This window comes from Micromonospora sp. 4G55 (assembly GCF_016803375.1).
The window spans coordinates 1-11,082 of the sequence record NZ_JAEVHN010000168.1 but is presented as its reverse complement, the minus strand read 5'-3'; the positions used below and the strand labels follow the sequence as shown (position 1 = coordinate 11,082).

The 11,082-nt window shown below is 73.4% G+C and carries 10 protein-coding genes and 2 pseudogenes; 2 read left to right on the top strand and 10 right to left on the bottom strand.

The window, feature by feature from the left end:
* From JNW89_RS16025 to JNW89_RS16000, 7 genes and pseudogenes are all read right to left on the bottom strand, one after another.
* Positions 1-1,080 (bottom strand): ABC transporter permease (locus tag JNW89_RS16025; RefSeq protein ID WP_238449529.1); only part of this gene is annotated, 1,080 nt, incomplete at its 3' end.
* Between the two features lie 5 nt (positions 1,081-1,085).
* A pseudogene (locus JNW89_RS16020) lies at positions 1,086-1,861 on the bottom strand (ABC transporter ATP-binding protein).
* A gap of 148 nt (positions 1,862-2,009) precedes the next feature.
* Positions 2,010-2,675 carry a response regulator transcription factor gene (locus JNW89_RS16015; RefSeq protein WP_238449528.1) on the bottom strand — a complete coding sequence of 222 codons (666 nt, stop codon included), beginning with the start codon at positions 2,673-2,675 and terminating at the stop codon, positions 2,010-2,012.
* Positions 2,672-2,875, bottom strand: coding sequence for a hypothetical protein (locus tag JNW89_RS37685; protein WP_306344869.1), 204 nt, complete (start codon positions 2,873-2,875; stop codon positions 2,672-2,674). Before JNW89_RS37685 ends, JNW89_RS16015 begins: the two co-directional genes overlap by 4 nt.
* A 70-nt stretch (positions 2,876-2,945) precedes the next feature.
* Positions 2,946-3,896, bottom strand: coding sequence for a histidine kinase dimerization/phosphoacceptor domain-containing protein (locus JNW89_RS38105; RefSeq protein ID WP_309139991.1), 951 nt, complete (start codon positions 3,894-3,896; stop codon positions 2,946-2,948).
* Positions 3,897-3,980: 84 nt separating this feature from the next.
* Positions 3,981-4,628 (bottom strand): pentapeptide repeat-containing protein, encoded by a 648-nt coding sequence (locus tag JNW89_RS16005; protein ID WP_238449527.1) that lies wholly within the window; start codon positions 4,626-4,628, stop codon positions 3,981-3,983.
* A gap of 207 nt (positions 4,629-4,835) precedes the next feature.
* Complete coding sequence (locus JNW89_RS16000; protein ID WP_238449526.1) at positions 4,836-5,519, bottom strand: DUF305 domain-containing protein; 684 nt, start codon at positions 5,517-5,519, stop codon at positions 4,836-4,838.
* A gap of 138 nt (positions 5,520-5,657) precedes the next feature.
* On the opposite strand from JNW89_RS16000, the gene JNW89_RS15995 reads away from it, so the two are divergent.
* Positions 5,658-7,133: an LVIVD repeat-containing protein gene (locus JNW89_RS15995; RefSeq protein WP_238449525.1), complete on the top strand. Its 1,476-nt coding sequence runs from the start codon at positions 5,658-5,660 to the stop codon at positions 7,131-7,133.
* A gap of 60 nt (positions 7,134-7,193) precedes the next feature.
* On the opposite strand, the gene JNW89_RS15990 is transcribed toward JNW89_RS15995, so the two are convergent.
* Positions 7,194-8,189, bottom strand: a complete 996-nt coding sequence (locus JNW89_RS15990) for a linear amide C-N hydrolase (RefSeq protein WP_238449524.1) — start codon at positions 8,187-8,189, stop codon at positions 7,194-7,196.
* A gap of 114 nt (positions 8,190-8,303) precedes the next feature.
* On the opposite strand from JNW89_RS15990, the gene JNW89_RS15985 reads away from it, so the two are divergent.
* Entirely contained in the window at positions 8,304-8,525 is a 222-nt protein-coding gene (locus JNW89_RS15985; protein ID WP_238449523.1) for a DUF2188 domain-containing protein, read from the top strand.
* 93 nt (positions 8,526-8,618) lie between these two features.
* On the opposite strand, the pseudogene JNW89_RS15980 reads toward JNW89_RS15985, so the two are convergent.
* Together JNW89_RS15980 and JNW89_RS15975 are read right to left on the bottom strand one after the other, a co-directional pair.
* Positions 8,619-10,218: pseudogene (locus JNW89_RS15980) on the bottom strand (asparagine synthetase B family protein).
* A gap of 5 nt (positions 10,219-10,223) precedes the next feature.
* A partial coding sequence (locus JNW89_RS15975) for a hypothetical protein (RefSeq protein ID WP_238449522.1) occupies positions 10,224-11,082 on the bottom strand: 859 nt, incomplete at its 5' end.

The following is an 11,082-nucleotide window of genomic DNA, read 5'->3' as shown; positions in this document are numbered from 1 at the left end:
GGTGATCACGGTGCCCAGCGCCACGCAGAGCAGCACCGTCGAGCGGGTCAGCGCGACCTCTCCGGTGAACGGCAGGTCCAGCGTGGACAGCCCCGCCGCCAGGCCGGCGGCCAGGCCGGCGCCGGCCAGCACCCCCAGCGCCGAGGCGGTCAGCCCGAGCACCGCCGACTCCAGCAGAGTGGCCCGGAAGACCTGCCCCCGGGTGGCGCCGACCAGCCGGAGCAGGGCGGTACGCCGGGTCCGCTGGGCGAGCACGATGGCGAAGGTGTTGGCGATGACGAACCCGGCCACCACCACCGCGACCCCGGCGAAGGTCAGCAGGATCATGCCGAACTGCTTCAGGTCGCGGACCGCGTCGTCGACCGCGTCGTCGAGGATCTGCTGACGGGACTTCACGGTGGCGCCGGTGGCGCCCACCCCGGCCAGCCGCTCGGCCACCGCCTCGCGGGACGTACCCGGGGCGACGGCCACCATGATCCGGCCGTACCCCCGCTCCCCGGTCACCGCCAGGGCGTCGGCCCCGACCAGGCCGATGAAGGGTCCACCGACGTCGCGGGCGGTGCCGGCCACGTCGACGGCGCCGACCAGGGTGTACGCCCGGGCCGCCCCGGTGGAGCCGCCCACCTGGACCGGCGCGCCGAGGGCGAAGCCCTCCTCGCGCACGGTGGACGCGTCGAGGACGACCTCGCCAGGGCGGTCCGGCAACCGGCCGGCGGTCAGGTCGTACGAGCGCAGGGCCGGGTCGGTGGGGATCGCGGCGAGCACCCCGTAGCCGAGCACCGGGCGGCCGTCGGAGCCGACCACCCCGCCGGAACCGGTCAGCTCCCCCTCGGCGGCGGCCACCCCGTCGACCGCGCGCACCCGGTCGACCAGGGCGGGTGGGAGAGGGTCCGTGCCGGCGTACATGCCGAGGTCGGTGTGCCGGTCGAAGGCGCCGGCCCGGTCGTACGCGCCGGCCCGCATGCCGTCGGTGAGCATCAGGGTGCCGGCGACGAAGGCCACGCCGAGCACGATCGCCAGGGAGGAGAGCAGCAGTCGCAGCGCGTCGGCGCGCAACGAGCGCAGGGTCAACCGGATCATCGCGGTCACCGCCCCCGCGCCGGGGTGACCGGGTCGAGGCCCGCGAGCGCGTCCAGGATCCGCTCGGCGGTGGGCGCGGCCAGCTCGCGGACCAGCCGGCCGTCGGAGAGGAAGACCACCGGTCGGCGTACGCGGCGGCCACCGGGTCGTGGGTCACCATCACCACGGTCTGGCCGAGGGTGTCCACGGCCTCCCGGAGCAGCCCCAGCACCTCGGCGCCGGAGCGGGAGTCCAGGTTGCCGGTCGGCTCGTCGGCGAAGACCACCCAGGGACGGGTGACCAGCGCCCGGGCGACGGCCACCCGCTGCTGCTGCCCGCCGGAGAGCTCCGCCGGCCGGTGCCCCAGCCGGTCGGCCAGGCCGACCGCCGCCACCACCTGCCGCAGCCAGGCCGGGTCCGCCCGCCGGCCCGCGATGGCCAGCGGCAGGAGGATGTTCTCCTCGGCGGTGAGCGCCGGCAGCAGGTTGAACTTCTGGAAGACGAAGCCGATCCGGTCCCGGCGCAGCAGGGTGAGCCGCTTGTCGTCGAGGCGGGCGGTCTCGGTGTCGCCGAGCCGGACGGTGCCCGCCGTGGGACTGTCGAGGCCGGCCAGGCAGTGCATCAGCGTCGACTTGCCCGAGCCGGACGGGCCCATGATGGCGGTGAACCGGCCGGCGGCGAAGTCGACGTCGACGCCGTCGAGGGCGACCACGCGGGCGGCGTCGCGCCCGTACTCCTTGCGCAGGCCGCGGGCGGTGACCGCGACACCGGTACGGGCCGGGACGGGTGGGGCGAGGGACATGCGGAGACTCCCCGTGCAGTCGGTGACCAGGACGTCTCCGACGCTATGGAGCGCCGCCCGCGGTGGCGTCCACCCGCACGGTCGAGGTCGGTACGCCCCAGGTCGCCCCCGACCGGGTGGACCCGTACGACCCAGGTCGTAGCGCCGGTCAGCCTCCCGGCGTGACCAGCCCGCTCTCGTAGGCCAGCACCACCGCCTGCACCCGGTCGCGGAGCTGGAGCTTGGCCAGGATCCGCCCGACGTGCGTCTTCACGGTCGCCTCCGCGACGTGCACCCGCCCGGCGATCTCGGCGTTGGACAGTCCCTGCGCGACGAGCAGCAGGATCTCCCGCTCCCGGTCGGTGAGCTGGGCCAGCCGAGGCTCCTCGGCGGGCCCTGGTCCCAACCGGTCGGCGAACCGGTCCAGCAGCCGGCGGGTGATCGACGGCGCGACCACCGAGTCACCGGCGGCGACCACCCGGATCGCGGCGAGCAGCTCCTCCGGGGGCACGTTCTTGAGCAGGAAGCCGCTCGCCCCGGCGCGCAGCGCGGCGAACGCGTCGGCCTCGGTGTCGAAGGTGGTGAGCACCAGCACCCGGGGCGGGCCGGCCAAGCGGTCCTGGCAGATCCGGCGGGTCGCCTCCACCCCGTCCATGGTGGGCATCCGGACGTCCATCACCACCACGTCCGCCTCGGTGCGGGCGAGCAGCCGCAGCGCGTCCGCGCCGTCGATGGCCTCGCCGACCACCTCCAGGTCCGGCTGGGAGTCCAGCACCATCCGGAACCCGGCGCGCACCAGCGCCTGGTCGTCCACGATCACCACGCGGATCGTCATGCCGCGACCACCTCCGTCCCGGGGGTCGACGGTAGCGGCAGCCGCGCCTCGACCCGCCAGCCCCCGGCCAGCCGGGGGCCGGCGACCAGGCTGCCGTCGTACACGCCGACCCGCTCGCGCATGCCGACCAGGCCGTGCCCGCCGGACGGCGCGGGACCGACCGGCGGGCGGCCGTGCCCGTCGTCGACCACCCGGACCACGACGGCGTCCGCGACGTGCTCCAGGGTGACCGTGACGCTCGCGCCGACCCGGCGTGCTTGAGGGCGTTGGTCAGCGCCTCCTGCACCACCCGGTAGACGGTGAGGTCCAGGCCCGGGGGCAGCGCGGCCGGTTCGCCGGTGACCGTGTGCCGGACCCGCAGCCCGGCGTCGCGGAACCGGTCCAGCAGCGCGGGCAGTTCGGCGACCGCCGCCCGCCGGTGCTCCGTGTCGGCGGCGACGGCGGGGTCGTCCGGCGCTCCGCCGCGGCGGGCGGCTCCGCCGGGCTGGGCTCCCGCAGGACGTCGACCAGTCGGCGCATCTCCTCCAGCGCCTGGCGGCCGGTGTCCGCGACCACCTTGACCGCGGCGCGGGCGGTCTCCGGGTCCTGGTCGAGCAGGTACCGGGCCCCGTCGGCCTGGACGATCATCACGGCCATGCTGTGCGCCACCACGTCGTGCAGCTCGCGGGCGATCCGGGCCCGCTCCCCCGCCACCGCGGCGCGGGCCTCGGCCTCCCGCTCGCGCTCCAGGGTGGCGGCGCGTTCCTCCAGGCTGAGCACGTAGAGGCGGCGGGTGCGCACGTTCAGGGCGGCGAGCCACACCCCGCCGGTGACCAGCGCGAAGTAGATGGCGGTGGCCCACCAGGCGGCGTTGCCGACGGTCTGCGAGGCGGCCAGCACCACGCCGATCGCCGCGACGATCCCGGCCAGCACGCCGTCGCGCAGCCGCTCGGCGTACTTGACGACGCTGTAGAGGGCGATCAGCACGCCGATGTCGTAGGCCAGCGGCCCCCAGCCGGCGATCACCTGGACCATGGCGAGCGTGGCCACCACGGCGGCCACCGCGGACGGGTGGACCCGGCGCCACAGCAGGGCGACCGCCATGGCGCAACCGACCAGCGTGGCGGGCACGCCGCCGGGCTGGCTCACCACGGCGGCCACGGCGAGCAGCGCCACCACGCCGGAGACGAGGACGTCGAAGGCGAGCGAGCGCAGCGGGCGGCCGAAGACGGTGCGGTTCACGGTCACCCAGCGTACGGGGCAGATCGCCTCCTGCCGCACGTCGGCCGGTGGCCGACTCTCCCCGACGGTTCGCCTGACCTGGGGCTACAGCGTGCGAGGTGCCACCCGCACGTCCTGCGCGTCCTGTGCCGAGAACCATGCCTCGAGTTCGGCACCGTCGAGCGGCCGGGTCGCGGCCTGATCGACGAAGACTGGGCCGACGATCGTCCCCTTCGCACCCTCGAGCCGGCAGCCGAACATCTTCGCACCGCTGAGCACCGCGGGCATGCCCCCGCCGCCCAAGGTGCACCAGCGCAGGCTCGAGAACGCGAGATCGGCGTCCCGCAGATCGGTCTGGTAGAGCTTCGCCGAATTGAGGATCGCGTGGCTGAGATCGGCTCCCGCCAGAACGGCTTCGTCGAACTGCACGGAAAACAGCCGCGCTTTGACGAACCGCGCGTTCCTCGCCGAGCAGCCGACCATTTCGGCCTTGGCCAGGTCGGAGAAGGAGAGGTCGGCGCCGTCGAGTTCGGCGTTGTTGAGGTTCGCGTCGCCGAGGTTGGCGTCCTCGATCCGGACATCGACCAGGCAGGAATTGGCCAGGTAGGCGCCCGCCAGGTCGAGATTGCTCAGATCCGCCCCACGGAAATCGAGAAAGTCGCCCGCCAGGTACGACGTGGTGTCCGCGGCAGCAGCGTCGAGCCACTCCTCGATCGCCGCCTTGGCGTCGAGACTGTCCGGCCAGCGGATCACGTCAGCGACGCTCCGCTTGTATCTGCGCACTTGTCAAACACCACCTTGCCGTCCCAGGCGGTTCGACCGGCGACCGCCTCTTGAGATCCGTGAGGGCACTCGGCGACAGATTTCTGGTGTCGATGAGGACATTCTGTCCGCTTCACGGCGCAGGACGGTCCTCGCCGTCGCCGTTCCTTCCGCCGGCGGGGCTCCCGACCGACCCTCTCAGATCAACTCCCGCATCCGGTCGATCTCGACCGACTGCTCGGTGGCCACCGCGTTGGCGAACTCGTTGAGCTGCTGGTCGGCGCCGACGGAGAGCAGGTCGGTGGCCATCGTGACGGCGCCCTGGTGGTGCGCGGTCATCATCTGCACGAAGAGCCGGTCGAACTCCGCCCCCCGGGCGTCGGTCAGCCGACGGATCGCCTCGGGCGACTGCATGCCGCGCATGGTGCCGTGGTCGTGGCCGGGCACCTCGGCCGGCAGGCCGCGGGCGCTCAGCCAGCCGCGCATCATGCCGATCTCCGGACCCTGCGCGCCCCGGATCCGGTCGGCCACCGCCCTGACCCGGGGGCTGCCCGCCCGCCCCTCGGCCAGCTCGGCCATCTCCAGGGCCTGCTGGTGGTGCGGGATCATCATCCGCACGAACCAGACGTCGAGGGAGTTGTAGCGCGGCGAGGCGGTGTCGCGGACCTCGCCGGCCGGGCGGGCGACGGCCGACTCGCCGGGACGGCCGGGGACGATGACGGCGGGGCCGTCCGCCGGCGCCGGGGTGGGTGACGCGACGACGGCCGATCCGGCGGTCGCCGGGGCGGGGCGGTCGGTGGGCCGCAGCGCGAGCCCGAGCGCCACCAGCACCATGGCCGCGACTGTGACGACGAGCAGGGTCCGTCCACGTCGGGCGGTCATGCGACTCCCCCTCCGGTCGAGGTCGCAGCGATCGTATCCATTGACGACGGCCCTTTCATGTGACTCAGATCACATCGATGCCCTTCGTCGGACGGTAAGGTGTCCACAATCATCAACCCCTGTCGAAGGGCTCTGCCGATGATCAGATTCTCCCTCCCCCGACGACGCCGACTGAGGATCGTGAGCCTGGCCGCGGCCGGCCTCCTGGTGGCGAGCGTGGCCACCGCCCCGGCCGGCAACGCCGCCGTGACGCCCGACGCGGAGGCGGTCGCCACGGCCACCACCGCACAGGCCGCCACGGCCACCCCCACGCTCGGCGTGGACGAGGTCTCCAGCAGCCCCAACCTGCGACAGATCGCCAACCTGCCGAAGCAGGCGCCGTTCGACGCCCCGAACGCGTTCGGGACCGACATGGCCTTCCAGGGCAGGTACGCCTTCGTCGGCAACTACAACGGGTTCGTCATCTACGACATCGGCCGACCCAGCGCGCCGAAAATCGTGTCGCAGGTGCTCTGCCCCGGCTCGCAGAACGACATCTCCGTCTACGGCGACCTGCTCTTCCTCTCCACCGACTCACCGCGTAACGGCGACTCCTGCAACAGCCAGGGCGTGCCGAGCTCCGAGACGGTCTGGGAGGGCATCAAGGTCTTCGACATCAGCGACAAGGCCAACCCGCGCTACCTCAAGTCCGTCAAGACGGCCTGCGGCTCGCACACCCACACCCTGGTGCCGGCCAAGGACCGCCGCTCGGTCTACCTGTACGTCTCCTCCTACGGGCCGCGGGACACCTACGTGGGCTGCCCGCCGCCGCACGACTCCATCTCCATCGTCAAGGTCCCGGTGAAGGACCCGACCGCCGCCGCCGTGGTGGCCACCCCGAACCTCTTCCCGGACGGCGGGTACGGAGGCATCCCGGGGCAGACCTCGGCGACCAGCGGCTGCCACGACATCACCGCGTACCCGGCGAAGGACCTGGCGGCCGGCGCCTGCATGGGCGACGGCATCCTGATGGACATCAGCGACCGCGAGGCGCCCCGGGTGATCAACCGGGTGCGGGACACGGTGAACTTCGCCTTCTGGCACTCGGCGACGTTCAACAACACCGGCACCAAGGTCGTCTTCACCGACGAGCTGGGCGGCGGCGGCGCGGCCACCTGCAACGAGGCCGTCGGGCCGAACCGCGGCGCGGACGCCATCTACGACATCGCCGGTCGCGGCGACGCCCGGACGATGGTCTTCCGCAGCTACTACAAGATCCCGCGGGCGAACGCGGACACCGAGAACTGCGTGGCGCACAACGGCTCGCTGATCCCGGTGCTCGGCCGCGACATCATGGTCCAGGCGTGGTACCAGGGCGGCATCTCGGTCTGGGACTTCACCGACTCGACCAAGCCGAAGGAGATCGCGTTCTGGGAGCGCGGTCCGCTCTCGGACACCCAGCTCATCCTCGGTGGCGCCTGGTCGACGTACTACTACAACGGGCACATCTACTCCAGCGACATCCAGAAGGGCCTGGACGTGCTGGAGCTGAACGACTGGCGGACCTGGACGGCCAACCTGGTTCGGTTCCGCGAGCTGAACGTGCAGACCCAGGCCGGCTACCTGAGCTGGTAGGGCCACGTCGCAAGGGCCCGGTCCCCGTCGGGGGGCCGGGTCCTTGCGCGTACGGCGGGGTCAGTCCATCGCCAGCTGGTAGCGCCGCTCCTTGCCGGTCGCGGTGACCAGGCGCACCTCGCCGCTGCGCAGCCCGTACGTCACCGACCAGCGGGTGTGGCCCTGCCGCACCTGATCGAGGATCCGCAGCGCCGCCGGGGCGTCCACCCGGGCGCCGGCGCTCTCCAACGCGGCCGCGATGGCCCCGTACCGGCGGTCGGCGCGCCGCTCCTGCTCGGACACCCCGACCACCGGCACGTTGGTCAGCGCCTGCCAGCGGCCCTCGCCGCGCTGGACCCGCATCGTCCCGTCCACGAACTCCACCACGGCCGAGTGGCCGGTCGCGTCGGCGAGCAGGTAGTGCAGCGGTGGCCCGCCGTCGAAGTCCAGGTTGTACCGGCCGAAGACGGCCACCGCCTCGTCCACCGTGGCGGCCCGGTCGAGCACCAGTCGCAGGATGCGCACCGAGCCGACCGTGGGGCGGCCCGGCACCGGCGTGACCCTCGCGTGGTCGTCGGCGGCCAGGCCGACCGCGAGCCCGCGCTCGTTCATCCCGTCGAAGGGCAGCAGCGGCGCGTCCAGCAGCCGCCGGTCGCCGGTCGGGTCCGCGCCGATCCCGAGGTACGACAGGTCCACCAGGGACACCGAGGCGTAGCCGTCCGGCGGGTCGGTACGCAGCACCATCGCCGGGTTGGCCGCCCAGTCGAAGTTGCGGGCGAACAGCGGCCGGGCCGGGTCGCCGCTGACGGCGAAGAGCGAGCAGCCGAACGGGCTCGCCTCGGGCTCCGCGTCGGTGCCGACCGTCGCGTCGTACCGGCCGACGTAGGTCATCTCGTACAACGGCAGTTTGTCGACCCGGCGCAGGCTGGCCAGGGTGCGCCCGACCTCGTCGGCGTCCTGTCGGGAGGCGGCCGGCACCCGGTCGCCGGCCGGCGCGGGCGGCGGGTCGTCGGTGCCGGCGCAGCCGGTGGTGGCGAGCAACAGGGCCAGTCCGGCGCCCAGGAGAGTCCTCCGCATATCTCCGGAACGCTATGGGAGGGGCCGGGGGTTGTCCACCGGCCGAAGGCGACACCGGTTTTCCATTTCGGGCATCCGGGTACCTGGATCCGGACGGACGAGAGGAGAGCGCCCATGAAGCGCAACGAATACCACGTGGTGCCGAACGACGGCTCCTGGAAGGTCGAGCAGGGCAACCGCAGCCTCGGCTCGTACGACACCAAGCACCGCGCGGTCGAGGAGGGCCGCAAGGTGGCGCACGCCAACGAGCCCAGCCAGCTGGTCGTGCACACCGCCGACGGGAAGATCGAGACCGAGTACACCTACAAGGACGATCCGTTCCCGCCCGCCGGCTGACCGGCGCTCCCCCTCCGGCGGCCTGCCGGGACCACCTGGTCACAGGCGGTTTCGGCAGCGCGTCGGCTGTCGGCCGCGCCGGGCCGGCCGGGCTCAGCGGACCGGCGCCCCGCGGGTGGGACGCGGCCCGACCAGCCGGCGGACCAGCGGGGCGGCGTTCCACTTCGCCGCCGACCAGGTCCCGGGCGTGCTCCAGCACGGTGTAGTCGGGTCGGGCCAGCCCGTCGGCGATGGCCCGGTCCAGGTCGTTGCCGCAGCGGGTGAGCACGCTGTCGAAGTCGCGGCGGACCGGCTCCAGCAGGTCGTAGCCGAACCGGCGGTGCAGCCGGGAGAAGAACGGCTTGTAGAGCCGGGCCCGCTCGTGTAGACCGGAGGAGTACGACATCGGGTTCTTCGGCCGCCGCCGGATGTAGTCGGGCAGCACGTCGGCGAACGCCCGCCGGACGATCCACTTCTCCTGCCCGTCGCGCATCTTGAGCGCCAGCGGCAGTCGCATCGCCAGCTCCACCACGCTGAGGTCGAGGAACGGCACCCGGGCCTCCACCCCATGGCCCATGCTGGCCCGGTCGACCCGCTGCAACTCCGTACGGCAGAGGTTGCGGATCTTGTGGAGGACGAGCCGGCGGGCCCGGTCGGGGGCGACCTGGTGGTACATCGGGTAGCCGCCGAACAGCTCGTCGGAGCCGTCGCCGGTGAGCACCACCTTGACCCCCAGCTCGTGCAGTCGCCGGAAGATCGGCACGGAGACCACCGCGTTGATGATGTCGCCGTACTCGGTCAGCTCGGAGATCCGGATCGCCTCCCGGACGTCGGCCAGCCGGATGTCGCGCGGGCGCAGCTGGACCACCTCGTGCGGCACGCCGAGGTCGGCGGCGAGCCGCCGCGCGTACGCCACGTCGGGGCTGTCCGGCACCCCGACGGTGACCGCCACGCAGTCCGGGTGCAGCTCGCGGACGTGCAGCAGCGCCAGCGAGCTGTCCAGGCCGCCGGAGAGCACCACCCCGACGGTGAAGTCGGTGTCCACCCGCATCCGGATGCTGTCGCTGATCGCGGCCCGGACGAGCAGGGCGGCCTCGTCCGGGTCGTCCACCTCGGGCAGTCCCTCGCCGAGGGCGAGCAGGTCGAGGTACACCGCCAACTCCACCCGCCCGTCCGCCTCGGCCCAGCCGTGGTGCCCGGGCGGCACCTCGTCGATCGGGGCGCGCAGCCCGACCAGCGCCTTGACCTCCGAGGCGACGTGCAGGCAGCCGGGGGTGCGGGCCCAGTAGAGCGGCTTGACGCCGAGCGGGTCCCGGGCCAGGTAGACCCGGCCGGTGGCGCGTTCGGCGACGGCGAAGGCCCACTCCCCGCGCAGCCGGTGCACCGCCCGCTCACCCCAGCGCAGGAACGCGGCGAGCACCACTTCGGTGTCGCTGGCGGTGCCGAACAGGTATCCGGCCCGGGTCAGCTCGGCGCGCAGCTCGTGGTGGTTGAAGACCTCGCCGTTGTAGCAGAGGACGTACCGGCCGTCGGCGGAGGTGAACGGCTGCACGGCCCGGTCCCGGTCGACGATGCGCAGCCGCCGTACGCCGGCGAGCAGGCCCGCCTCCTGCCGGGTCTCGGTGACCTCGCCCCGGGGAGCGAGGACGGCGAGCATCCGGCGGAAGATCGCCGGGTCGGCCTCGGGGCCGGCGCTGAGCGCGATGCCGCACATCCGCCTCAGGCCCCCATCTCCGCCTCGTAGGCCGAGCGCAGCCGGGCGCGGGCGCCCGGCGCCAGGCACACGTGCCAGGCCTGCCCCTCGTCGACCACGTTGATCTCACCGGCGGCCTGCCGGGCGAGCAGGATCTCGGCCAGCGTGTCCCGGACGCCGAAGCGGGCGAACCAGGCCATCTCCACGTCCACCGCCCAGCCGAGGCAGTGCCCGCTGGGCACCATCGCGGCGTACCCGAGGCGGCGCAGCTGGTACTGGTGCTCGGCGCTGCGCACCAGGCTGGTCACCCAGAGCGGTGGGGTGGCCGGCGGGGTGGCCCGGGCCAGCTCGCGGGCCAGGTCGTTGAGGAGCGCCACCACCTCGCGCCGGGTGCGCCGGAACTTCACCCCGGCGGTGCGCGGCGTGGCGTCCGGGCGGAGCTTGCGGCGCACCGCCCGGACGCCCCGGCCGAGCACGGTGGCCGGCTGCTCCTGGTAGCGGAAGGCGAGCAGCCCGCGCCGGCGCAGCCACTCCAGGTCGACCAGGTCCAGATGGGCGTCGACCTGCTCGTCGGTGAGGAAGGTGGTGGTGTCGCGCCACCACATCACGTCGATGCGGGAGAGCAGGTAGATCCGGACCAGCGCGGTGAGGTCGCTCGCCGAGGTCCGCTCGTTGGGCTGGTAGCGGGCCATCTCCAGCAGCAGCGTCTCGCGGGCGCCGATGAACCCCTGCGGGGTCGCGTCGAGCACCGCGGCGATCGCCGGCTCCCGCAACCGCTGGTCGAGCAGCACCTGGCGGGCCACGCTTGAACTCGCGTCGGCGAGCGCCCCCACCTCCACCAGCAGCTCCGCCACGGCGTCGCGGTACGCGTCGAGGTCCGGCGGG

Bases quoted from the DNA above. Each gene is read 5' to 3' on its own strand.
- JNW89_RS15990 (WP_238449524.1), bottom strand. From the start codon at position 8,189: ATGCGGAGGACTCTCCTGGGCGCCGGACTGGCCCTGTTGCTCGCCACC.
- JNW89_RS16000 (WP_238449526.1), bottom strand. From the start codon at position 5,519: ATGACCGCCCGACGTGGACGGACCCTGCTCGTCGTCACAGTCGCGGCC.
- JNW89_RS16015 (WP_238449528.1), bottom strand. From the start codon at position 2,675: ATGACGATCCGCGTGGTGATCGTGGACGACCAGGCGCTGGTGCGCGCC.
- JNW89_RS15985 (WP_238449523.1), top strand. From the start codon at position 8,304: ATGAAGCGCAACGAATACCACGTGGTGCCGAACGACGGCTCCTGGAAG.
- JNW89_RS15995 (WP_238449525.1), top strand. From the start codon at position 5,658: ATGATCAGATTCTCCCTCCCCCGACGACGCCGACTGAGGATCGTGAGC.